This is a genomic window from Paracoccus sp. TOH, from assembly GCF_030388245.1.
Classification (GTDB): Bacteria; Pseudomonadota; Alphaproteobacteria; order Rhodobacterales; family Rhodobacteraceae; genus Paracoccus; species Paracoccus simplex.
In genome coordinates, this window is the sequence record NZ_CP098362.1 from 190,880 (window position 1) to 213,920 (window position 23,041).

Annotated in this window: 23 protein-coding genes and 1 riboswitch; of the genes, 7 read left to right on the forward strand and 16 right to left on the reverse strand. The window is 69.3% G+C overall.

The genetic code is table 11. The features are described from left to right. Positions 1 to 96: 96 nt before the first annotated feature. Together NBE95_RS18020 and NBE95_RS18025 are read left to right on the forward strand one after the other, a co-directional pair. On the forward strand, positions 97 to 2,718 hold the full coding sequence (locus NBE95_RS18020; protein ID WP_289896414.1) for an ATP-binding protein: 2,622 nt from the start codon (positions 97 to 99) through the stop codon (positions 2,716 to 2,718). After that, positions 2,715 to 3,830 (forward strand): response regulator, encoded by a 1,116-nt coding sequence (locus tag NBE95_RS18025; RefSeq protein WP_289896415.1) that lies wholly within the window; start codon positions 2,715 to 2,717, stop codon positions 3,828 to 3,830. Before NBE95_RS18020 ends, NBE95_RS18025 begins: the two co-directional genes overlap by 4 nt. Here the strand turns inward: NBE95_RS18025 and NBE95_RS18030 are convergent. Continuing rightward, positions 3,806 to 4,558: a response regulator transcription factor gene (locus tag NBE95_RS18030; RefSeq protein ID WP_289896416.1), complete on the reverse strand. Its 753-nt coding sequence runs from the start codon at positions 4,556 to 4,558 to the stop codon at positions 3,806 to 3,808. The two genes, NBE95_RS18025 and NBE95_RS18030, sit on opposite strands and share 25 nt — an antisense overlap. A gap of 464 nt (positions 4,559 to 5,022) precedes the next feature. Between NBE95_RS18030 and NBE95_RS18035 the strand changes: the two genes are divergently transcribed. After that, positions 5,023 to 5,823, forward strand: a complete 801-nt coding sequence (locus NBE95_RS18035) for a helix-turn-helix domain-containing protein (protein WP_289896417.1) — start codon at positions 5,023 to 5,025, stop codon at positions 5,821 to 5,823. Between the two features lie 45 nt (positions 5,824 to 5,868). Here the strand turns inward: NBE95_RS18035 and NBE95_RS18040 are convergent, their stop codons facing one another. After that, complete coding sequence (locus NBE95_RS18040; RefSeq protein ID WP_289896418.1) at positions 5,869 to 7,386, reverse strand: hypothetical protein; 1,518 nt, start codon at positions 7,384 to 7,386, stop codon at positions 5,869 to 5,871. Positions 7,387 to 7,413: 27 nt separating this feature from the next. After that, positions 7,414 to 7,848: a cupin domain-containing protein gene (locus NBE95_RS18045; RefSeq protein WP_289896419.1), complete on the reverse strand. Its 435-nt coding sequence runs from the start codon at positions 7,846 to 7,848 to the stop codon at positions 7,414 to 7,416. A gap of 494 nt (positions 7,849 to 8,342) precedes the next feature. On the opposite strand from NBE95_RS18045, the gene NBE95_RS18050 reads away from it, so the two are divergent. After that, complete coding sequence (locus tag NBE95_RS18050; RefSeq protein WP_289896420.1) at positions 8,343 to 9,044, forward strand: gamma-glutamylcyclotransferase; 702 nt, start codon at positions 8,343 to 8,345, stop codon at positions 9,042 to 9,044. A 43-nt stretch (positions 9,045 to 9,087) separates the two neighbouring features. On the opposite strand, the gene NBE95_RS18055 is transcribed toward NBE95_RS18050, so the two are convergent. Together NBE95_RS18055 and NBE95_RS18060 are read right to left on the reverse strand one after the other, a co-directional pair. After that, a complete protein-coding gene (locus NBE95_RS18055; RefSeq protein ID WP_289896421.1) occupies positions 9,088 to 9,543 on the reverse strand; it encodes a DCC1-like thiol-disulfide oxidoreductase family protein in 456 nt (151 codons plus the stop codon). A 137-nt stretch (positions 9,544 to 9,680) separates the two neighbouring features. Beyond that, entirely contained in the window at positions 9,681 to 9,875 is a 195-nt protein-coding gene (locus NBE95_RS18060; RefSeq protein ID WP_289896422.1) for a DUF1127 domain-containing protein, read from the reverse strand. A gap of 191 nt (positions 9,876 to 10,066) precedes the next feature. Beyond that, a riboswitch (cobalamin riboswitch) is annotated at positions 10,067 to 10,266 on the forward strand. 167 nt (positions 10,267 to 10,433) lie between these two features. On the opposite strand from NBE95_RS18060, the gene NBE95_RS18065 reads away from it, so the two are divergent. Genes NBE95_RS18065 through NBE95_RS18075 form a run of 3 tightly spaced genes read left to right on the forward strand, consistent with a single transcriptional unit; the run spans position 10,434 to position 13,263 of the window. After that, on the forward strand, positions 10,434 to 11,444 hold the full coding sequence (locus NBE95_RS18065; RefSeq protein WP_289896423.1) for an ABC transporter substrate-binding protein: 1,011 nt from the start codon (positions 10,434 to 10,436) through the stop codon (positions 11,442 to 11,444). Further along, positions 11,441 to 12,499, forward strand: coding sequence for an iron ABC transporter permease (locus tag NBE95_RS18070; RefSeq protein WP_289896424.1), 1,059 nt, complete (start codon positions 11,441 to 11,443; stop codon positions 12,497 to 12,499). Before NBE95_RS18065 ends, NBE95_RS18070 begins: the two co-directional genes overlap by 4 nt. Continuing rightward, entirely contained in the window at positions 12,496 to 13,263 is a 768-nt protein-coding gene (locus NBE95_RS18075; RefSeq protein ID WP_289896425.1) for an ABC transporter ATP-binding protein, read from the forward strand. Before NBE95_RS18070 ends, NBE95_RS18075 begins: the two co-directional genes overlap by 4 nt. 187 nt (positions 13,264 to 13,450) lie before the next feature. Here NBE95_RS18075 and NBE95_RS18080 read toward each other — a convergent pair whose 3' ends face one another. From NBE95_RS18080 to NBE95_RS18130, 11 genes are all read right to left on the reverse strand, one after another. Then, complete coding sequence (locus NBE95_RS18080) at positions 13,451 to 14,263, reverse strand: alpha/beta hydrolase (RefSeq protein ID WP_289896426.1); 813 nt, start codon at positions 14,261 to 14,263, stop codon at positions 13,451 to 13,453. Further along, on the reverse strand, positions 14,264 to 14,953 hold the full coding sequence (locus tag NBE95_RS18085) for an ABC transporter ATP-binding protein (protein WP_289896427.1): 690 nt from the start codon (positions 14,951 to 14,953) through the stop codon (positions 14,264 to 14,266). Beyond that, complete coding sequence (locus tag NBE95_RS18090; protein ID WP_289896428.1) at positions 14,950 to 15,714, reverse strand: ABC transporter ATP-binding protein; 765 nt, start codon at positions 15,712 to 15,714, stop codon at positions 14,950 to 14,952. Before NBE95_RS18090 ends, NBE95_RS18085 begins: the two co-directional genes overlap by 4 nt. Continuing rightward, entirely contained in the window at positions 15,707 to 16,699 is a 993-nt protein-coding gene (locus tag NBE95_RS18095; protein ID WP_289896429.1) for a branched-chain amino acid ABC transporter permease, read from the reverse strand. The genes NBE95_RS18090 and NBE95_RS18095 overlap by 8 nt, the downstream gene beginning before the upstream one ends. A 3-nt stretch (positions 16,700 to 16,702) precedes the next feature. Then, the gene (locus tag NBE95_RS18100) at positions 16,703 to 17,614 is read right to left on the reverse strand and encodes a branched-chain amino acid ABC transporter permease (protein WP_289896430.1); all 912 of its coding nucleotides are present in this window, start codon (positions 17,612 to 17,614) and stop codon (positions 16,703 to 16,705) included. A 60-nt stretch (positions 17,615 to 17,674) separates the two neighbouring features. After that, positions 17,675 to 18,820, reverse strand: a complete 1,146-nt coding sequence (locus tag NBE95_RS18105) for an ABC transporter substrate-binding protein (RefSeq protein WP_289896431.1) — start codon at positions 18,818 to 18,820, stop codon at positions 17,675 to 17,677. A gap of 100 nt (positions 18,821 to 18,920) precedes the next feature. After that, positions 18,921 to 20,561, reverse strand: a complete 1,641-nt coding sequence (locus tag NBE95_RS18110) for an AMP-binding protein (protein ID WP_289896432.1) — start codon at positions 20,559 to 20,561, stop codon at positions 18,921 to 18,923. 67 nt (positions 20,562 to 20,628) lie between these two features. Further along, the gene (locus NBE95_RS18115) at positions 20,629 to 21,027 is read right to left on the reverse strand and encodes a RidA family protein (RefSeq protein WP_289896433.1); all 399 of its coding nucleotides are present in this window, start codon (positions 21,025 to 21,027) and stop codon (positions 20,629 to 20,631) included. Beyond that, positions 21,017 to 21,436 (reverse strand): acyl-CoA thioesterase, encoded by a 420-nt coding sequence (locus NBE95_RS18120; protein WP_289896434.1) that lies wholly within the window; start codon positions 21,434 to 21,436, stop codon positions 21,017 to 21,019. Before NBE95_RS18120 ends, NBE95_RS18115 begins: the two co-directional genes overlap by 11 nt. Further along, entirely contained in the window at positions 21,436 to 21,888 is a 453-nt protein-coding gene (locus NBE95_RS18125; protein WP_019351525.1) for a cupin domain-containing protein, read from the reverse strand. The genes NBE95_RS18120 and NBE95_RS18125 overlap by 1 nt, the downstream gene beginning before the upstream one ends. Positions 21,889 to 21,904: 16 nt before the next feature. Next, positions 21,905 to 23,041: an acyl-CoA dehydrogenase family protein gene (locus NBE95_RS18130; RefSeq protein WP_289896435.1), complete on the reverse strand. Its 1,137-nt coding sequence runs from the start codon at positions 23,039 to 23,041 to the stop codon at positions 21,905 to 21,907.

A 23,041-nucleotide genomic window follows, 5' to 3' on the forward strand; every position in this document is an offset into this window, starting at 1 on the left:
TTCGCGGCGCCATGAACGGCAAGGGCAATTCCCAGCCCGGGCAAAGCCCGCTAGGCTGGCGGCGGCGGCCGCAGGGGACGGCCGCCGGGGGGAGCGATGAACAGGCAGAGCGCCATCGGGGAAGCCGACCTGCCGCCGCGGGACGCAAGCGGCTTTCCCGGCCTGGAGCCCGCGCCGCGCAGCTATCAGTCCTGGGTCGCGGACGAGACCATCGAGGATTACGCGCTGCGCTACGCCCCCGCCAGCCACCGGCGCTGGAGCCCCGCCACCATCACCCACACGGCGCTGGGCGGCATCTCGTTCCTGGCGCTCGAGGCGATCGGGGCGGCGCTGACCCTGTCCTGGGGGGTGCATGTGACGGTGGTGGCGGTGCTGATCGCCTCGGCCTTCATCTTCATCACCAGCCTGCCCATCGCCTATCATGTGGCGCGCGCCAATGTGGACATGGACCTGCTGACGCGGGGCGCGGGCTTCGGCTATATCGGCTCGGCCATCACCTCGCTGATCTATGCCACCTATACCGTCATCTTCTTCGCGCTCGAGGGGGTGATCATCGGCCAGGCGCTGCTGGTCTGCTTCGGCCTGCCGCTGCCCTTGGGCTATCTGCTGTCGGCCTTGGCGATCCTGCCGGTGGCCTCGCGCGGGATGACCGCGATCTCGCGCTTCCAGGTGGCGACGCAGCTGCCCTGGATCGTGCTGGCCCTGCTGCCCTTTGCCGCCATCGCCTGGACCGAGCCCGATGCGGCGGCGCGCTGGCTGGCCGCGCCCGGTCCCGCCTTCAGCCTGCTGTCGCTGGGCGGCGCCATCGGCGTGCTCTGCGCCCTGACGCTGCAGATCGGCGAACAGGTGGACTACCTGCGCTTCCTGCCCCCGCCCGAGGCGACAACGCGGCTGCGCTGGTGGGGCGCGCTGATCCTGGCCGGACCGGGCTGGATCCTGATCGGCGGCGCCAAGGTGCTGATGGGCAGCTTCCTGGTCTGGCTGGCCATCGGCGACGGCATGGCGCCGGAATTCGCGGTCGAGCCCATCGGCATGTTCTGGCACGCCTACGAATACCTGTTCGGGCCGCGCATGGCGCTGCTGGTGGCGACCGCCTATATCCTGGTCGCGCAGGTCAAGATCAACGTCACCAACGCCTATGCCGGCTCGCTGGCGCAGTCGAACTTCTTCCTGCGCGTGGCGCGCTATCATCCCGGGCGGCTGATCTGGCTGCTGATCCATGTCGCGATCAGCTGCGCGCTGATGCTGATGGGGGTGTTTGCCACGCTCGAGGCGGTGCTGGCGATCTATGCCAACCTGGCGCTGGCCTGGCTGGGGGCGATCTTTACCGACCTGGCGGTGCTGAAGCCGCTGGGGCTGAGCCCGGCGCGGATCGAGTTCCGGCGCGCGCATCTGCCAGATTTCAACCCGGTCGGCTGCGGCGGCATGGCGCTGGGGGCGCTGGCCGGGCTGGCGCTTTACGCCGGCCTTGGCGGGCCGATGGCGCAGGCCTGGTCGGCGCCCATCGCCTTTGCCCTGTCGCTGGTCGCGGCGACCGGCCTGGGCCTGATGCGGCACGGCCGCGGCTTCATCGCCCGCGAACCGCATGTCTTCCGCCGCCGCAGCCGCTGCGACTGCGCCATCTGCAGCCATGGCTACGAGACGCGCGACATGGCCTATTGCACCTTCTACGAACGGCCGATCTGCTCGCTCTGTTGCAGCCTCGAGCCGCATTGCCGCGACTTCTGCAAGCGCGGCCGCGCGCCGGGCGCGGTCGATCCCGCCGCGCCTGCCCTGCGGCTGCACCGCATGCCGCCGCGGCTGGGCCGGCGGGCCTGGCAGGTCGCGGCGGTCTTCGCGCTGCTGATGGCCGGGCTCGGCATGCTCTCCCTGCTCGCACGGCACCTGTCGGCCAGCCTGCGCGACATGCAGGTCGTGGCGCATGTCTTCCTGGGCTCGGCACCGCTTCTGGCCCTGCTGGCCTTCTGGGCGGTGATGGCGAACGAGCGCCGCCGCCTGACCGAGGAGGACCTGATCGACGCGCTGCGCCGGCTGGGCTCGACCCAGCGCGAGCTTGCCATCCGCCAGCGCCTTGCCGCGGTGGGCGAAGTCGCGGCCACGATCAGCCACGAGCTGCGCAACCCGCTTGGCACCATCACCAGCTCGGTCGAGGTGCTGTCGCGCAGCCCCGGCCTCGGCCCCGATGCCGAAGAGGACGTGCAGCGCATCCGCCGCAACATCGCCCGTTGCAGCCGCATCATCGACATCCTGCTGGATTTCGCCCGGCAGGGCGCGCATGAGACCGTGCCGGTCGATCTGCGGGACTGGCTTTCGGCCCTGGTGGCCGAGCATCCGGCCGCAGCCCATGTCACGCTGGAGGTGCCCGAGGGGATGCGCTTGCGCTGCGATCCGGCGCGGTTGCAATTCGCCATCCGCAACCTGATCGAGAACGGCTGGCAGGCGGCGGAATCGGTGCCCGGCCGGGTGCCCCGGGTGATCCTGCGCGCCTTTCGCGACGGGGGCCGCAGCATCCTCGAGATCGAGGACAACGGCCCCGGCCTTGCGCCCGAGATCCGCGCCCGCGCCTTCGACCCGCTGGTCACCACCAAGGATTCCGGCGTGGGGCTGGGCCTGTCGCTGGTGCGCCGCGTCGCCGAGCTGCATGGCGGCGACGCCTGGATCGCGCGCACCGGCCCCGAAGGCACGGTCATGCGCCTGAGCATCGCCGAGCCGCCATGACCCGGCGGCTGCTCATTCTGGACGACGACAGCGATTTCGCCGTCTCGACCTCGCGCGCGCTGGCGCTCGAGGGCGTGGAATGCCGCCTCGCGCCGGACGGGGCCTCGGCCTTCGCCCTGCTCGAAGCCGAGCCGGTCGAGGTGGTGCTGATCGACATCCGGCTGCGGCACGAGGACGGGACCGAGCTTGCCGCGCGGCTGCACGCCCGCCATCCCGGCCTGGTCATGGTGATCATGACCGCCTATGCCTCGGTGGACAGCGCCGTCGCGGCGCTGAAGGCGGGCGCCTACGACTATCTGCGCAAGCCCTTCTTCCTGGACGAGCTGATGGGGGCGCTGGAGCGCTGTTTCCAGCTGGTCGAGCTGCGCGCCGCCAAGGCGCGGGCCGAGCGCGAACTGGCGCTGATGCGCCAGATCGAGGCGACCTCGCAGCTGGCCGCCGGCCTGTCGCATGATTTCAAGAACATGCTGGCCGTCATCCGGGCCAATCTGGCGGTGATCGCCGAACGGCTGCCGGCGCAGGACGGGCTGAAACCCTATGCCGGCGACGCGCTGGACGCCGCCGTGACGGCGGGCGATCTGGTCACCCGGTTGATGGGCTTCGCCCGCCAGCCGATCCTGTCGCCCGAGCCCCGGGATCTGCGCCTGCCGGTCCGGACCACCGCCTCCATGCTGGCGCGCACGCTTTGCGCCGGGATGCGGATCGAATGCGACCTGCCCGAACACCCGCTGCTGGCGCCGGTCGATGCCGGCCAGATCGGCACCGCGCTGGTCAACCTGCTGATCAACGCGCGGGATGCCACCGATGGCCGGGGTCGCGTGCGGCTGGCCTTGCGCCATGTCTGGCGCGGCGGCGATTACGCGCGGCTGGTGGTCGAGGACGACGGTCCGGGCTTCGACGCCGGCGGGCTTGACCTTGCGCTGCAACCGCTTTTCACCACCAAGCCCGAGGGGACCGGGCTGGGCCTGCCGATGATCCAGCAGCTGGCGCTGGTCAGCGGCGGCGATTTCCGCATCGGCAATACCGAGGGCGGCGGCGCGCGCGCGGTGCTGGACCTGCCTTGCCTGCGCCCCGGTCCCGCGCCCGGTCAGGGCTCGGGCGAGAACATGTAGCCGGCGCCGCGGATGGTGCGGATCCGGCGCGGCTCGGGACCGCTGTCGCCGATCTTGCGGCGGATCTTGCCGATCATCACGTCGACCGAGCGGTCATAGGGCGACCAGTTGCGGCTGACGGTCAGGTCCAGCAGCTGGTCGCGGCTCAGCACCCGGCCGGGTCGCTGCGCCAGCACGCTGAGCAGGTTGAATTCCTGCGTGGTCAAATCCTGCATTCCGCCCTGCGCGTCCCGCAGCACCCGGGCATCGAGGTCCAGCAGCCAGCCGTCGAAGCCGATCCGGCGCGTCTCGCCCTGCGGCCGGATCGCGGCACCGGGCAGGCGGCGCAGGATGGCACGGATGCGGGCCAGAAGCTCGCGCGGCTCGAAGGGTTTGACCAGGAAATCGTCGGCGCCGATCTCCAGCCCGACGATGCGGTCCAGCGCCTCCTGCCGGGCCGAGAGGAACAGGATGCCGATGTCGCGCTCTTTCTTCAGCTCGCGGGCCAGCGCATAGCCGTCCTCGCGCCCCGGCAGGCCGACGTCCAGCACCACGAGGTCGAACGCCCTGCCCGACAGCGCCCGGCGCATCGCGGTCCCGTCATGCGCCGCTTCGACAAGATAGCCCTGTTCGGTGAAATAGCGGCACAGGAAGGTGCTGAGCTTGCGGTCATCCTCGACGAAGAGGATGCGCTGGGGCGGTTCCGTCTCGGGCGTGTGGACCGGCACGCCGGTCGGGTTGGGGATCATGGCGGGCGTTCCGTCGGGCTTGGATGCAGGCGGTTCAAGCGTCGGGAAATCTGAAGATCTCCTCAACATAGCCGAGCAAAATCGGCCTTCATAGCCCCTCGCAGGGCCTTGGCGCTGTCCGCGAGATCCAGGCATATGCCTGAGAGGCGCGGCGATGGCGGGTCGCCGCCGCGATACCGCGGATTGCCGGGAACATGCCGGACGGACGGTGGCGGGCCGGAATGCCGTGCTGCCCAACCGGCCCGCATCTTCGGCGGCGGCTCGGGCGCGAAGATGTCGCCCGGCCGGGGACGGGCGCAGAGGAAAGGACAACCGCCTGCGCGACCCCGGCGTCGATGCAGGACGCCTGCAGCGCCGCCAGCCCAAGCCCCGCCAAACTGACAGGTTGCCCGGTGGCCTGTCGCTGGCTAATCTGTTCCGACTCCGTGATAACCCAATCAGGCCCTCATGGCCCTTGTGACATCATGCGCGAGCTGATCGAATCGCCTCCGACGCGCAAGCGTCTGAAGGAGATCTTTCTCGATCGCTATCAGCGGCAGCAGCATCCGGCCGAGATGCTGAACTGCGTCGCACACATGATCCTGGCCATCGACACGTCCGAGGAGATGGTGGTGGTCGCGCTGGAATATATCTCGCGCAGGCTTGGGGTCTGCCGGGGCGACCTGGGCTTTCCCACGCCGCGCGATCCGGTCTATGCACCGATCATCGTGCATTACAATGCCGGCTCCGATCCGCAGCGCTGCGATGGCGCGACCTATCGCAACCACAGCCGGGTTTTCCGCCAGGCCTGGGCCCAGCCCGGCCCGGTCGCCTGCAACGATGTCGCATCGCATCCGCTGCTGGCCGACTGCCGCGAGGAGTTCACCGCCATCGACAGCCGCTCGATTCTGTTCCAGCGCCTGTCCTTTGCGCATCGCGCGGTGGGGATGATGTGCCTGGACTATACCCACGACCCCCATGCCTGGACCGACGCGGACAAGGGTTTCGTGCGCGAGTTCACCGCCGACTTCCTGGGACCGCTGGCCGGGATCAGCCACCACTGGCATGGCAAGACCGCGGCACCGTCCAATGGCCCGGCGCGCCGGCCCTCGCTGGCCGAACTGCAGGCGATCCGGCTGGCCGCGCAGGGCCTGAGCTGCGACGAGATCGGCGCGCTGCTCGGCAAGTCCGCCCGCACCGTCGAGAACCAGTTGCGCAATGCCCGGATCGGCCTGCAGGCCGCGAACCGCGCCGAGCTGATCCGCAAATGCGAGGTCTGGCTTTAGGCCCGGGCCGGAAGCGTCGGCCCGGGCCATGGCACGATCCCGGGCTCAGCCCGGGATCGGCCGGCAGGAGGTGCTGGGAGCAGGCACCGCCACGCGATAATCCTCGGAAGGCGCCGGCACCTCGGCATATTCGACCGGCGCCCCGGCAGTGGGATAGGTAAGGGTGATGGTCTCCGGCACGTCCATCTGCTGCGGGTTCGTGATGCCGCGCGCCACGTTATAGGGATCGGTGAACGTCCCGTAGGTGCCGGGCTGCACGGTATATTGCACCTGCCTGGTCCCCACCCCGGCATTGGCCAGGTATTTGTGCGGGTCGTTCCAGTCGCGGCCGTCCAGATTGGCATAGAATTTCAGGTCGACCAGCACCGCGTCGCAAAGCGGCGTGACCTCCTCGTATTGCGTCGGCCAGCCGCTGCCGCCGCTGGTGTCGGGATAGCGGCCCCAGTCGCCGCCCTTCAGCGGGCAGGCGCCGCCGGCACCGAAGGCCGCGCGGTTCGGGTGATGCACACCGTAAAGCGGCAGGCCGACCGCATCGGCAATCTCGCCGCCTTCCAGATGGAAGCGCGGGGCAAGCGTCACCTCGGTCTTCAGCCCGTCCTTGTCGGGCAGGTCGTTCCAATAGGCGCCGTCCGGGCGGACATAGCGGAAGTCCGCATTGTCCGGATTGTCGAACACCGCCATCAGGAACAGATAGGGCTTGTTGAAGAACGGCCGCTCGACCAGGTAATATTCCGCCTGCATGCGGCCGGCATCGACGGGCTTCCAGTCGACATGCAGCGCGTCCTGCCCCGGCTGGCCGACATTCACCCAGGAACGCGCATCCGGGAACTGCGTCAGTTGCAGCACCCGGGTGTAGTTTTCCCTGATGTCCAGCCCGGCGCGCTTGCCCAGCGGCCCGACCTGGTTGGCGCCGGGCTGCGAGAAGGCGAAATCCATGGCCAGCCGGGCATAGGGGAAATCGTTCTCGGACATGGTGCAGTAGAAATTGGGCAGGTCGATGGGCACATGCCCGGCATACCGGCCCTCGTATTTCGGATGCGTCACCGGCAGGTCGACGAAGGTCAGCCGGCCCTCGGCATCGACCTGCTGATCGGGATAGCGATAGCCGTCCCAGCCCTCGCTGGGCAGATAGGAGGCGTAGTCCTGGCGCACGGCCTCCAGGTTTTCGGGCGCCAGCGGATCGGCGCCGGGGGCCAGGCCCTTGGCGCCGGGCTTGAGATATTCGCGGATGGTGCCGTTTTCCTGCACCCGCCACAGCCCATGCTTGCCCTCGCCGATCATCGTCAGCACCTGCTCGGCGACGGTGACGAAGCGATAGGTGTAGTTGGTGCTCATGTAGCCGATATAGACCGGCAGATGCGGGATCTGCGAATGGGTCCGCGACGGCCGGCCGGTACCGAGCAGCTTCGACTGCCCGTCATCGGCCTTGATCGACTGGTCGGCGGTATAGAAGAACGGGTCGCCCTGCGTCAGGTCGCCCAGGTTGAGCCTTTCCTCGGCAGCGGCCGCGCCCGCGATCAGCGCGACCGCCACGGGGATCATCCCCGTGCTGATCTTTTTCATTTTTTCCTCCCCTTTCCGATCCCGCGCCTAGGCGGTGTCGCGCAGGCGTGCGCCGCAGACGTAAGCCTTGCCGGCGGTCTTGGTGGTGAATGTCACCTTGGCGCCCTTGGGCAGCAGAAGCACATCGCCCGCGGTCGCGTCGAAGCTGTTCGTGCCATCCGAAACCGTGATCTCCCCTTCCAGGATCAGCTTGGTCTCGTCGTAATCATAAGTATAGACCAGCGGCTCGGCCGAGGCTTCCAGCCGGAAGAAGCCGCAGGTGATCGGCTTGTCGGGATTGTCCGAACCGACCACGTCCTGAAGGAAGGCGTTCACGCCGGGCGTCTCCATGGGCGCGATCTCCATCGACTGGGCATCGTCGATATGGGTGATCTGGGCAGCGTCCTCGGCGCTGACCATGCCGCCCAGCCACATCGACACGGTCGCGATGGCCATACCCGCAGCCCGAGTGAATTGCGTCATCTTGCTCTCCTCCTGCATGACGTTTCCGGGCTTCAGACTAACATCGGCGCGCCGCCCCCCGCATGACAGAGAACCCCTAATCCGAAACGGTGATCCCGGGGGAAGCATCGGCCGGCGGTGAAGGCGCGCGCCGGAACATGGCCGCACCGGCCCGAGGTTTTTCCTCGGCAACCGAAACGGGGGCCGCCGTGACGGACGCATGATTCTGCCATCCGCTGCCCCGAGATCCAGCGTCGGGGCGATTCCCGCTCCGGCCTGGCCGACGGTCGAGGTGACCGAGGTGCAGACCGGCCCGATGCGACAATGGCGCAACGGGCGCGGCTGTGCGGCCGGCTTCTGGACATGTCCCCGCCGGGCATGCCGGCGACCGCGCCGAAATCCCGCGAAAGACCCTTGCAGGGCGCGGCATAGGGCATCGCGGTTTCGGGGTTGACCCGTCCCTTGCCGGCGGAAACCTTGCGGGGGTGGATTCGTCACCGCCCGCAGGAGAGCCCATGACCACTTGCCGCCCCATCGCGCTGTCCGACGATCATGTCGCCCGCGTGGCCGCGGCCGAGGGACCGCTGCACGACCCGCGCTGGCGGATGCTCGAGGATGACGATCTGGACCTTCTGGCCGACCGGCTGACGCGCGGGCGGCCGCGGCCGATCCCAGTCTTCGCCTATGGCTCGCTGATCTGGAACCCCGGCTTTGCCGTCGGCGCCCGCCGCCGCGCCACCGCGCTTGGCTGGCATCGCAGCTTCTCGATCTCGCTCGAACATTTCCGCGGCACCCCGGACCGGCCGGGGCTGATGCTCGCCCTTGCCTCGGGCGGCTGCTGCGACGGGTTGGTGCTGGACATCGCCCCGGGAACCGAGACGCAATCGCTGCGCGCCATCCTGCGGCGCGAGCTGGTCGCCCATGAACTCGCGGCCAATGCCTGCTGGATCGAGGTCGAGACCGAACGCGGGCGCGAACCGGCCCTGACCTTCTATGCCGATCCGGTCGGCACGCAGCTTGCCGAACTGACCGTCGAGGAACAGGCCCGGCGGCTGGCCCGTGCGGCCGGGGCGGCCGGGTCCGGCGCGGAATACCTGCTGCGCACGGTCCGGGGTCTGGCGGAACACGGCATCCATGACGATTACATCTGGACGCTGCAGCAACTGGTGGCCGAGGAAATAGATGCGGCACCGGGCAAGGCCCGGCGCGGCGAATGACGGCCGGCTCCCGGCCCTCCTTGCTCCTCCGGGGCGGAGACCGTCAGCGAAGCAGTCGCCGCTGGAAGGCCGGATCGGGCAGGGCGCACATGTCCGACCTGCCGAACAGCCGGTAACGGTTGCGCGCGACGCGCCGGTAAAGCCAGTTGCGCAGCCCGCGCGGCAGCAGGCGCAGCGGCGCGGCCAGCCGGCCGGCTCCGCCCAGCCGCCGCCCGGCATGGATCAGCGCGTCGCAATCGGAATGGGCGATGCCATCCTCGATGAACAGCCAGCTCGGGGGATCTTCCGCATCCAGCCCGTAATGCCGCAGCAGCGCCGCCCCGAGCGGCGTCTGGACCGGACATATCCGCACGTCTCCCGAGCGGTCCATACGATGGATCATCCGCGCCCCCCAACTGCAAAGCGCGCATTCCGCATCCATCACGGCCAGCGGTGCGGAATCGTCGAAGCCCGGCACCAGCGGGTCGTCGCGAAAGGAATGGGAACGGGCCGCGGTCATGCCGCCAGCATCAGGCAAGGGCGGCGGCCGGGCAAGCCCAATCGCCCGCCGGCGGGCGATCTGCGCCCGGGCCGGGCCGGCGGACATGAAAAAACCCCGAGGCATCGCCGCGGGGTCCGTTCATCGCCGGCTACGCCTCAGGCGCGGCGGGCAATCCGCTCGATATCGCCGCGGGTCAGGCCGATATCGTCAAGCTCGCGATCGGTCAGCAGGTTCAGCTCGCGGCGGGTGATGCGGGCGTTGTTCCAGCCGGCAACCGTGGCGGTCACACGCGCAACGATGCGGCCCAAGCCACCGGCAGCGGGGTTATGGCTCATTTCGACAGCGGACATCTTGGCACCTTTTTCATCTTGCCCGTTCAGCGGGCCTGTTTCGGACAGGACGGATATAGGCCGCGACAGCCGGCGGCAGTAGCCATGCCCGTGGCAAACCCGCCATGCGTTCTGCGCTGCAGCATGAGCGGCGGGCGGGAAGCCGCACGGCGGTTCGGCGGACGATACGGCTTGCCATCGGCCGGCGGGCGGGCTAGTCCGACATCGTCGGTTTCCGCAAGGAATTGAAAGGGAATCCGCCGCCGGACCTGTCCGGCGAACCGGAACTGCCCCCGCAACTGTAGGCGGCAAGGGATTTCGCGACGACGCCACTGTGGCAACCGCCATGGGAAGGCCGCGACGCCCCGATGACCCGCCAGTCAGGAGACCTGCCGACGTCAATCTCAACCCAGCCCGGGCGGGGTGCCCGGGGAGGTGCCGGATGAATTTTGCCCCGAGGTGCCTTGCCGCACCGGTTCCAGCCAGCCGCCGCGACCGCCTTCGGGGCGGGGCGCCGGCCGGTCTTGGGCCGCGCTCTCCCCTCCTGTCTTCGGCTGCCGTCATCATCGGAGACATGCCATGTTCGTCCGCTTCCTGACCGCCGCGCTGCTTTGCGCGACCGGCTTCGCGCCGCCCGTCACAGCCGGGGCGCAATACCCGCTGAAGCTGCAGAATTGCGGGGTCGATCTGACCTTCGACCAGGCGCCCGACAGCGCCGTCACCCTGGGTCAGGCCGCGACCGAGATCCTGTATTCGCTGGGACTGGCCGAGAAGGTGACCGCCACCTCGGTCTGGTTCACCGAAGTCCTGCCCGAATTTCGCGACACGAATGCCGGGATCGAGCGGCTGGCCGACAACGACCCGAGCTTCGAATCGGTGGTGGCGAGGAAGCCCGGCCTCGTCGCCGCGCAATACGAATGGCATGTCGGCCCGCAGGGCATCGTCGCCACGCGCGAACAATTCGCCGATGTCGGCATCCCGACCTATGTCCTGCCCGCCGACTGCTGGCACAAGGACAATGCCAGCGGCTCTGACGGCACCCGCTCGACCATGTTCGAGATGCAGTCGGTCTATGCCGGCGTCAACGAGCTGGGCCGCATCTTCGACGTGCCCGAGCGGGCCGAGGCGCTGGTGGCGCAGCTGCAGGCGCGCGAGGCGGCGGCCAGCGACAAGGCGAAGGCGCTGAACCTGCAGGACGCCTCGGCGGTATTCTGGTTCTCCTCGGCGGAAATGGATGTCGATCCTTATGTCGCCGGGCGCAAGGGACCGCCCGGCTACCTGATGGCGAAGCTGGGGCTGAGAAACATCGTCGAAAGCGACGAGGAATGGCCGGCCATCAGCTGGGAGACCATCGCGCGGGCCAACCCGTCGATCATCGTCATCGCCCGGATGGACCGTCGCCGGTACGAGGCCGACGATCACGAGAAGAAGATCGCCTTCCTGAAATCCGATCCGGTCACCCGCCAGATGGATGCGGTCGAAAACGACAGGATCGTGATCCTGGACGCCCATGCGATGGATCCCTCGATCCGCAACATCGCCGCGCTCGAGACGCTGGCCGCGGCGCTGCCGGTGCTTGGGCTGCGATGACCGAGACGGCGACCCTTGCCGGCCGGCTTCGGGTCCGGCCCCACCTCTGGCTTCTCGTCTGGCGCGGGGCCTTCGGGCTGGGCCTGCTGCTGGCGGCGATCCTGGCCGGGGTCGTCATCGGCGAGACGCCGCTGCCGGTTGCGACGGTGACGGCGGAGCTTGCCAACAAGCTCGGGGGGGCCGGGTTTCCGGTCGATCCCATCGACGCGGCCATCGTCTGGAACTACCGGATACCGCGCATCCTGGTCGCCGCCGCCTGCGGGGCGGGGCTGGCGCTGTCGGGCGTGGTGCTGCAGGCGCTGATCCGCAACGCCCTTGCCGATCCCTACCTGCTGGGCGTCTCGGCCGGGGCCTCCACCGGCGCGGTGGCGGTGGCGATCCTGGGGGTCGGCGGCGGGACGCTGGGGCTTTCGACCGGCGCCTTCATCGGCGCGCTGCTGGCTTTCGCACTGGTCTCGACCCTGGCGCGGGCCGCGGGCGGCGGGTCGGCGCAACTGGTTCTGGCCGGAATCGCCGGGTCGCAGCTTTTCAACGCGCTGACCAGCTTCTTCATCGCCAAATCCGCCAATGCCGAACAGGCGCGCGGGATCATGTTCTGGCTTCTGGGCAACCTGTCCGGCGTACGCTGGCCCGACGTCGCGCTGGCCGGGCCGGTCGCGCTGGCGGGGTTCCTGGCCTGCTGCTGGCACATCCGCGCGCTGGACGGCTTTGCCTTCGGCGCGCAATCCGCGGCGGCGCTTGGCATCCCGGTCCGCTGGGTGCAGGCGGTGCTGATCGGGGCAATCACGCTGATGACGGCGGTGATGGTCAGCCTTGTCGGCTCCATCGGCTTCGTCGGCCTTGTCATCCCCCATGCCGTGCGCCTTGCGGTCGGGCCTCGGCATGGCCGTTTGGTGCCCTGGTCGGCATTGGCCGGGGCGGTGTTCCTGATCGTCGCCGACATCGCCTCGCGGATGTTGATCCCCGGGCAGGTGGTGTCGATCGGCGTCGTCACCGCCTTGGTCGGCGCGCCGGGCTTCGCCCTGATCCTGATCCGCAGCCGGAGACGGGGATGAGACTGTCCACCACCGCCCTGGGCTGGAAGGCCGGGCCGCGCCGCATCGTCGAGGACGTGACGCTTGAGATCGCGTCAGGCGAGACCTTCGGCCTGATCGGCCCCAACGGCTCGGGCAAGTCGACGCTGCTGCGGCTGATCGCCGGGCTGCTGCCGCGCGCCGAGGGCGAGGTGCGGCTGGACGGCACATCGCTGTCCCGGCTGTCCCGGCGGCAGATCGCCCGTCGCATCGCCCTGGTCGAACAGCAGGCCGATACCGACGAGTCGCTCTCTGTCCGCGCTGCCGTCGAGCTGGGCCGCACCCCATGGCTGTCGGCGCTGCAGCCGCTTGGCGCGGCGGATGCGCAGATCGTCGATCAGGCGCTGGCCGCGGTCGGCATGGCCCAGATGACCGGCGCGCATTGGCCCACCCTGTCGGGGGGCGAGCGCCAGCGCGTGCATATCGCCCGCGCCCTGGCGCAGCGCCCCCGGCTTCTGCTGCTGGACGAGCCGACCAACCATCTGGACATCCACCACCAGCTTGCGCTGCTGCGGCTGGTGGACCGCCTGCCGGTGACGGTGATCCTGGCGCTGCACGACCTGAACCAGGCCATGGGCTGCGACCGGTTGGGGGTGATGGCGGACGGGCGCCTGATCGCCTGCGGCCGGCCCCGGGATGTGCTGACCCCTGCCCGCCTGGCCCGGACCTTCCGCGTCGGCGCGACGGCCCTGACCGACCCGGCCGACCACGCCACTCTGCTTCGCTTTCGCTGCCTCGAAGAATAGCGGCGGACCCCGCGTGCCGCGCCGCTGCATTCATCAGGCGCGGATGTTCAACCGCAAGGGAAGCGGGTTCCTCCTTTGCGGCCCGCGCCGCATCGCGTCAGAATGACGCCGCGCTGCCAGCAGGCAGTCTGCAGTCTGCCGGGGGCTTCGGCACGTTTCAGGCCCGGTTCAGCGCCCTGCGCCCCCCTCACCGGCCCAGCCGGGCCAGCGCGGTCAGTTGCGCGCCGGCCGGGTCGGCAAGGTCGTCCAGCACCTGGAAATGGTCGCAACCGGCAACATGCAGCAGCGCCGCCGGCTGGCCCGCCCGCCGGCAGGCCGCGGCGTAATCGTCGGATTGCCGCATCAGTTCGGGCAGCTCCCCGGCCCCGACCGCGACCAGCGTCGGCGCGCCGGCAGCGATGTGGCGCTGCGGGCTGCAGGCGGCGATCTCGGCCGGGGTCAGTTGCAGCTTGTCGTTCAGCGCCCCCAGGCCGATGGGCTCAAGATCGAACAGGCCGCTGATCGCCAGCACCGAGCCCACCGCCGGGTGGCCGCGATGCATGGCGGCCAGGTGCCCGCCGGCGGAATGCCCGGCCAGGCAGAGCGGCCGCCCGGCAATCCGGGGCGCCAGATGATCGAGCAGGCGCCCGATCTCGGCCACGATCTGCGTCATCGGGGCCTCGGGCGCCAGCGTGTATTCGGCCAGGATCACGTCATGGCCGCGCGCCATCGGCCCGGCGGCGCAAAAGGCGAAATCCTCCTTGACGCAGCTTTGCCAATAGCCGCCGTGGATGAAGACGAAGACCGGCGCATCCGGCCTGCCGCAGGACAACCAGTCGTAGGTCTGGCGCGCGCCGGGGCCGTAATGCAGGTCGCGCCGGCAATCCTGCTCGGCATAGAGGGCGGCGCTGCGGGCGCGGAAGTCCCGCATCAGCCCCGGAAAATCCGCAAGCCTGCCGGTGTTGCTGTAGGCCGTGTCCAGGTCCTGTCGGGTCATGCCGCGATAGATCGCCGTCGCCATTCATACCCCCAGATAGCGGTCGGTCAGGTCCGGGGTCAGATCGGCGATGCCGCCCTGCCAGACCGTCGCGCCGCGTTCGACGATCACCGCCCGGTCGGCAACCGAGGCGATCTCGCTGAGCGACTTGTCCACCAGCAGGATCGACAATCCCTCGGCTTTCAGCCGCCGCACGCCCTCCCAGATCTCCTGCCGCACCACCGGCGCCAGCCCCTCGGTCGCCTCGTCCAGCACCAGCAGGCGCGGATTGGTCATCAGCGCCCGGCCGATGGCCAGCATCTGCTGCTCGCCCCCCGACAGGGTGCGCGCGACCTGGCCCATGCGTTCCTGCAGGCGGGGAAACAGCGCGCAGACCCGGGCCATGTCCCAGGGGCCGGGACGGGCGGCGACGGTCAGGTTCTCGGCCACGGTCAGCGGCGCGAAACAGCGCCGGCCCTCGGGGACCAGCCCGACGCCCAGCCGCGCCACCTTGGGCGCGGAAAGCCCGGCGACATCGCGGCCGGCCAGGCGCAGGCTGCCGCCGGAATGCGGTATCAGCCGGCTGATGCAGCGGATCGTCGTGGTCTTGCCCATGCCGTTGCGGCCCATCAGCGCCACCAGCTCGCCCTGGTCCAGATCCAGGGTGATGCCGAACAGCGCCTGCACCGGGCCGTAGGATGCGGTCACGTCGCGCAGTTCCAGAAGCCGGGTCATGCCTCCTCTCCCAGGTAGGAGCGCCGCACCTCGGGATTGGCGCGGATCTCGGCGACGCTGCCGCTGGCGATGATCCGGCCGTAGACCAGCACCGAGATGCGGTCGGCCAGCGCGAAGACCGCGTCCATGTCATGCTCGACCAGCAGGATCGGCGCCTCGGCGCGCAGTTCCGACAGGATGGCGGTCAATTGCCGCCCGCCCTCCAGCCCCATGCCGGCCATCGGCTCGTCCAGCAGGAAGGCGCGCGGGCGCAGCGCCAGGGCCATGGCGATCTCCAGCTTGCGGCGCTCGCCATGCGACAGCGTCGCGGCGGGGACCAGCTGCCGCCCGGCCAGACCCGCCTGCTCGATATGGAACAGGGCGGGCTCGGTCAGCTTGCGGTCGGCCAGCGCCGGCAGGTGAAAGCGGAACACCGCGCCGCTGGCCCCGGCCACGGCCAGCATGACGTTCTGCAGCACGGTGAAATCCGGGATCACCGAGGACACCTGGAAGCTGCGCGCCAGCCCCAGCCGTGCCCGCGCCGCCGCGTCCAGCGTATCGATCACCTGCCCCTCGAAGCGGATGCTGCCGACGTCGGGCCGGATCTCGCCGACGATCTGCTTGATCAGCGTGGACTTGCCGGCGCCGTTCGGGCCGATCAGGGCGTGGATCTCGCCCGCCCGCAGGTCCAGGCTGACATCGTCGGTCGCCAGCAAGGCGCCGAAGGACTTGCGCAGGCCGCGGATCTCCAGGATGGGCTCGTTGCGTTTCGGCTCAGGCATGGCGGCCCCTTCCCGTAACGATGCCGATCAGTCCGCCCGGCGCGAACAGAACGATGGCCAGCAGCAGAAGGCCCAGCAGCGCCTGCCAGTAATCGCTGATGCCACCCAGCACATGCTCCAGCAGGATGAAGATCGCCGCACCCGCGACCGGGCCGCAAAGCCGCCCCACGCCGCCCAGGATGACGAAGACCATGATCTCGCCCGACATGTGCCAGGACAGCATGGCCGGGCTGACGAAACGGTTGAGATCGGCGTAAAGCGACCCCGCCAGCCCGACGATCATCCCCGACAGCACGAAAGCCATCAGCCGGATGGCATAGGGGCGGATGCCGACGGCGACGGTGCGCTGGTCGTTCTGCCGCGCCGCCTGCAAGGCCAGGCCGAAGCGCGACTGCGTGACCACGGCGGTAAAGCCCAGCGCCACGGCCAGCAGCACGGCGCAGATGGCGAAATACTGGATCGGGGCGAAGGTGTTCAGGCCGGGAAAGCTGTTGCGGACATAGAAGCTCAGCCCGTCCTCGCCGCCATAGCGCGGCCAGCTGATGGCGAAGTAATAAAGCATCTGCGCGAAGGCCAGCGTCACCATGATGAAATAGACGCCCGAGGTGCGCAAGGACAGCGCCCCGATGGCCAGCGCCGCCAGCCCCGCCGCCAGCATCGCCATGGGCCAGATGCCCAGCATCTCGTTGCTGCCCATGACGGTGAAGGGCAGCGTGGCGACCGGCGTGCCGGCGGCGGCATGGCTGGCCAGGATCCCGGTCACATAGCCGCCGATGCCGAAGAAGGCGGCATGGCCGAACGAGATCAGCCCGCCATAGCCCAGCGCCAGGTTCAGCCCCACCCCGGCCAGGCCGAAGATCGCCGCCTTGGTCGCCAGCGTGACGGCAAAGCCCTCGCCCAGCAGATGCGCGGCGATGGCGGTGGCGACCAGCAGGGCCAGGATGGCCAGGTTGATCGCGGTGTCGCGGGTCAGCATCGCGCGCATGGTTCAGCTCCTCGCCCCGAACAGCCCCTGCGGCCGCAGGATCAGTACCACGGCCATCAGCACATAGATCAGCACCGAGGCCAGCGAGGCCCCGACGGTATTGGCGCTCGAGGCGTCCAGCACCTGCCCGAACAGATCCGGCAGCAGCGCCTTGCCCAGCGTGTCGGTCATGCCGACCAGCAGCGCGCCGATGAAGGCGCCCTTGATCGAGCCGATGCCGCCGATCACCACCACCACGAAGGCCAGGATCAGCACCGGCTCGCCCATGCCGACCTGCACCGACTGGATCGTGCCGACCAGCGCCCCCGCCAACCCCGCCAGCGCCGCGCCAAGCGCGAAGACGATGGTGTAGAGCCGGGCGATATCCACCCCCAGCGCGCCGATCATCTCGCGATCCGCCTCGCCGGCGCGGATGCGGATGCCCAGCCGCGTGCGGGTGATCAGCCACCACAGGCCCAGGGCCACCGCCGCGCCGAAGCCGATGATCACCAGCCGGAACAGCGGATAATGCAGCCCGCCCGGCAGCAGCACCGCCCCGGAAAGCGAGGGCGGCAGCTTGAGGTAAAGCGGAAACGATCCGAACAGCCAGCGCGTGCCCTCGGAAAACACCAGGATCAGCGCGAAGGTCGCCAGCACCTGGTCCAGATGGTCGCGGGCGTAAAGCCGGCGGATCACCGCGATCTCGACCAGCGCGCCCGCGGCGGCGGCCGCCGCCAGGCTCGCCGCCAGCCCCAGCCAGAACGAGCCGGTGGCCGCCGCCACCACCGCGCAGGCGAAGGCCCCGGTCATGTAGAGCGAGCCATGCGCAAGGTTGATCAGCCCCATGACGCCGAAGACCAGGGTCAGCCCGGCCGCCATCAGAAACAGCATCATCCCGTATTGCAGGCCGTTCAGCGCCTGCTCGGCCAGAAGCATCACCGCTTTCTCTCCCGATTGGCCAGGGGGCCGGGCCGTGTCGGTCCGGCCCGGCAGGGCTTACATCTTGCACTGCTCGGCATAGGCGTCGCCATGGTCGGCCATGGCCGGGCCGATGATCTTGTTGGTCAGCACGTCGCCTTCCTTGACCACCTCGCGCACGTAATAGTCCTGGATCGGGTGCTGGTTCGGGCCAAAGCGGAACTTGCCGCGCACGCTGGGGAAATCCGCCTCGGCCAGCGCGGCGCGGAAGGCGTCGGCATCGCCCACATCGGCCTTGGCGATGGCCGAGAGGAGCAGGTTGGCCGTGTCATAGGCCTGCGCCGCGTAAAGCGAGGGCAGCCGGCCGTATTCGGCCTGGAAGGTTTCGACGAAGGTCTTGTTCGCCTCGTTCTCCAGGTCCTTGGACCATTGCGCGGTGTTCTTGACCCCCAGCGCGGCATCGCCCACGGCGGGCAGGATGTCCTGGCTGAAGCTGAAGGCCGGGCCGATCAGCGGCTTGCCGACGCCGGATTCGGCATATTGCTTCATGAAGGCGATGCCCATGCCGCCCGGCAGGAAGAAGAACACCGCATCCGCGTCGCTGGCGCGGATCTGGGCGATCTCGCCGGCGTAATCGGTCTGGCCGACCTGGGTATAGACCTCGCTGACCACCTCGCCCTTGTAATAGCGCTTGAAACCCGCCAGCGAATCCTGCCCGGCGGGATAGTTCGGCGCCATGATGAAGACCTTGCCGATGCCGGCATCGGTGGCATGGGCCCCCGCCGCCTCGTGCAGGTTGTCATTCTGGTAGGAAACCGAGAAATATTTCGGGTTGCAGCCGGCCCCGGCAAGCTGCGAGGGCGCGGCATTGGTGGACAGGTAGAACTTGTCCTGCGCCACCGCCGCCGGCACCACCGCCATGGCGAGGTTCGACCAGACGATGCCGGTCAGCACGTCCACCTGCTTGGACTGGATCATCTTGTCGGCGATCTGCACCGCGACATCGGGTTTCTGCTGGTCGTCCTCGATCACCAGCTCGACCGCCTGGCCCGCCTCGCCGGCGTTCTTCAACGCCAGCAGGAAGCCGTCGCGCGTATCGACGCCCAGCCCGGCGCCGCCGCCCGACAGCGTGGTGATCATCCCGACCTTGACGCCCTCGGCCTGGGCGGCCCCGGCCAGCGCCAGCGCGGCGGCGCCGCCGATCAGCAGCCTTTTCAGTTTCATGACAAACTCCCTGTTTTGAAGCGACGATTGGTTGTCGCATGTTTTTATGATGCGGCGGCGGGCTGCAACGGCTTTCGCGCCCCCGGCCCGCCACCCGTGGTCATGCCCGCCCTTCCAGCAGGCGAAAACGCTGGATCTTGCCGCTTTCGGTCTTGGGCAGCGCCTCGGTGAACACCACCCGGCGCGGATACTTGAAGGGCGCGATCACCGCCTTGACGTGATCCTGCAGACCCTTGGCCATGGCCTCGCCCGCCGCGGCGCCGGGGCGCAGGACGACATGCGCCTCGACGATCTGGCCGCGCGCCTCGTCCGGGGCGCCGACCACGGCGCATTCCAGCACGTCGGGATGCGCCAGCAGCGCCGCCTCGACCTCGGGGCCGGCGATATTGTAGCCAGAGGAGATGATGATGCCGTCGGTGCGGGCGGCAAAGTGGAAATAGCCCTGCTCGTCCTGCCAGAAACTGTCGCCGGTCAGGTTCCAGCCGTCCTGCACATAGGCGCGCTGCTTGTCGGGGTCGGCCAGATAGCGGCAGCCGACCGGGCCGCGCACCGCCAGCCGCCCGGTCTCGCCCGGCGGCAGCCCGCAGCCGTCCGGGCCGACGATCCGCGCCTCGTAGCCCGCGACGGGGCGGCCGGTGCAGGCCGGGCGGCTGTCGCTGACGCGGTTGGTCAGGAAGATGTGCAGCATCTCGGTCGAACCGATGCCGTCCAGCATCGGCTTGCCGGTCTTCTGCATCCATTCCTCGTAGACCGGCGCCGGCAGCGTCTCGCCGGCCGAGACGGCGGCGCGCAGGCTGGACAGGTCCGCCCCCTCGTCCATCGCCCGCATCATCACCCGATAGGCGGTCGGCGCGGTGAAGCAGATGGTGGCGCGGTATTTCTGGATGATCTCGACCATGTTCGGCGGCGTGGCGTTTTCCAGCAGCGCGGCCGAGGCGCCGAAGCGCAGCGGAAACACCGCCAGCCCGCCCAGCCCGAAGGTGAAGGCCAGCGGCGGCGAGCCGACGAAGACATCCTCGGGCCGCACCTGCAGCACCTCCCGGGCATAGCCGTCGGCGATGATCAGGATGTCGCGGTGGAAATGCATCGTCGCCTTGGGTTCGCCCGTGGTGCCCGAGGTGAAGCCCAGCAGCGCCACGTCGTCGCGGCCGGTCCGCACCGCCTGAAACCGCACCGGCTGGGACAGGGCGGCGCGGTCCAGCTCGGCATCGTGGTTCGCGGTGCCGTCGAAGCCGATCACGGTCTTCAGGTGCCGGCTGTCCTTGGCGGCCAGCGCCAGCTCGTCGATCAGCCTTGTGTCGCAAAGCGCGTGGCTGACCTGTGCCTTGTCGATGATCTTGGCCAGCTCGGCCGCGCGCAGCATCGGCATGGTGTTGACCACCACCGCGCCGGCCTTGGTCGCCGCCAGCCAGCAGGCCACCATGGCCGGGTTGTTGGCCGAGCGGATCAGCACCCGGTTGCCGGGCCGCAGGCCGTAAGTTTCGACCAGCGCATGGGCGATGCGGTTGGTCCAGTCGGTCAGCTCCTTGTAGCTGCGGATGCGGCCGTTGCCGATCAGCGCGATATGGTCGCCGAAACCCTTCTCGACCATGCGGTCGGTCAGCTCGACCGCGGCATTCAGGTATTCGGGATAGTCGAAACCCTCGAGCAGCAGCCGCGGCCAAAGCTCGGCCGGCGGCAGGTTGTCGCGCGGGAAGGTATCGACATGCGCCGAGGGTCCGAGCGGCGGATTGCCTGTCATCTTCAATCTCCCTGTTGGGCGGGCCGGCATCTTGTCGTGCCTTGGCCCGCGGGCGCCCCGCCCCCGGTCAGCCGGGGATCACGGCGGTTGCCTCGATCTCGACCTTGGCGCGGTCCTCGACCAGGGCCACGACCTGCACCAGCGCCATGGCTGGGTAGTGCCGGCCGATGATCTGCTTGTAGGCCTGACCGATGCCCTTGAGCGCCGCCAGGTATTCGCGCTTGTCGGTGACATACCAGGTCAGCCGGACCAGATGCTCGGGCCGGGCGCCGGCCTCGGCCAGCACGGCGACGATGGATCGCAGGGTGATGCGCACCTGTTCGGCGAAATCGTCGGTCTCGAATTCCTGCTGCTCGTTCCAGCCGATCATGCCGCCGGTGAACACCATGCGCCCGGTGGCGGCGATGCCGTTGGAATAGCCCGGCGTCGCCTTCCAGTTCCTCGGATGCAGAACCTCATGCACCATCGCATGCCTCCATGAATGCGGTCATCTTGCGGCGGATCGCCTCGGGCCAGGGCGCCGCGCGGCCCTCGGGCGTGACCCAGACCAGGGTCGAGACGCAATGCAGGCGTTGCTGCCCGCCGGCGCTGGCCCGCTGCGCCAGCCGGGCGCTGGAGCGGCCGACATGCTGCACCTCCAGCGCGAATTCCAGCATCTCGCCCAAGCGCGAGGGCGCGCGGAAGCCGGCGTCGATCTGCACCGTCGGGACCGAGCAGCGTTCCTCGACATGGATGCGGGCGAAGGGATAGGCCAGCACCTCGGCGAAGAAGTTCTCGATCACCGAGTTCAGCATCTCGAAGTAACGGGGATAGAAGACGATCCCCGCCGGGTCGCAATGGTTGAACTCGACCTGGATCCGGCGGCGATAGCGCATCAGTCATTGGCCTCCGGCGGCAGGAAGTCGACCTGGTGGCGGGCCGACAGTTCGACGACGGTCGGAATGTCGGTCAGGTCGTGCAGCGCCTCGAACAGCGCGCGCAGGTTGCCGGCGGGCGAGACCCAGAACAGCGCCCGCGCCGGCTTGTCGGACTTGTTGAAATAGCCATGCGGAACGCCGCGCGGCATCCGCACCAGGTCGCCCGCCTTCGCCACCGACCAGATGCCGTCCAGCTTCACATGCAGCTCGCCCTCCTGCACCAGGATGAACTCGTCCTGCGTCGGGTGGACATGCACCGGCACGAATTGGCCGGGCTCGCTGTTGGTCTCGAAGGCGAAGGCGCTGCCGCAATCCGCCTTGGGGAAATAGCGCTGGCCGAGGATGTTCCATTCGCGGCCCTCGATCCCGTCGCCCCGGCGGGTGATGCCGCCGTCCAATGCCTTGTCCATGCCGTCCTCCCGTTGCTCAGCCCAGCACGCTCCGGGCGATGACCACGCGCTGCACGTCGCTGGCGCCCTCGTAGATGCGCAGGGCGCGGATGTCGCGGTAAAGCGCCTCGACCGCACTGCCGTGGCGCACGCCGTCGCCGCCATGCAGCTGCAGCGCCGTGTCGATCACCTTCTGCGCCGCCTCGGTGGCGTAGAGTTTCGCCATCGCCGCCTCGCGGGTGATGCGCGGTGCGCCCATGTCCTTGGTCCAGGCGGCGCGATAGACCAGCAGCGCCGCCGCATCGACCCTTACGGCCATGTCGGCCAGGTGGCCCTGCACGATCTGGTGATCGGCCAAGGTGCCGCCGCCGGCCCGCGGCCGCCGCACCCGCGCCAATGCCTCGTCCAACCCCCGCCGCGCCATGCCCAGCGCCGCCGCCCCGACCGTGGGGCGGAACACGTCCAGCACCGACATGGCGATCTTGAAGCCCTCGCCCGGCCGGCCGATCAGCGCCGCATCCGGCAGCATCACGCCGTCCAGCTTCAGCCGCGCCAGCGGATGCGGGGCGATGACCTCGATCCGCTCGGCAATGGTCAGGCCGGCACTGTCCGCCGGCATCAGAAAGGCCGACAACCCGCGCGCGCCGGGCGCCTCGCCGGTGCGGGCGAAGATCACGTAGAGATCGGCGATGCCGCCATTCGAGATATAGGTCTTTTCGCCGCTCAGCCGCCAGCCGCCCGGCGCGCGCTCGGCCAGGGTCGCGGTGTTGGCCACGTCCGATCCGGCGCCCGGCTCGGTCAGGGCGAAGGCCGCGATGGCCCGGCCGCTGCGGGTCTTTTCCAGCCAGGCGCGCTGCGCCTCCGAGCCGAACAGCGTGACCGCCCCCATGCCCAGCCCCTGCATGGCAAAGGCGAAATCGGCCAGCGCGTCGTGGCGGGCCAGCGTCTCGCGGATCAGGCACAGGCTGCGCACGTCCAGCGCCTCGTCCGCATCCGCACCGCTATGGCGCAGGAAGCCCGCCTGTCCCAGCGCCGCGACCAGCGCCTTGCAGGCCGCGTCCACGTCGCCGTGATCCACCGGCAGATGCGCCGCGCACCAGGCCTCCAGCGCCGCCGAAAGTTCGCGGTGGCGCGGCTCGAAGAACGGCCAGTCCAGAAAGCTGCGATCCGCCAT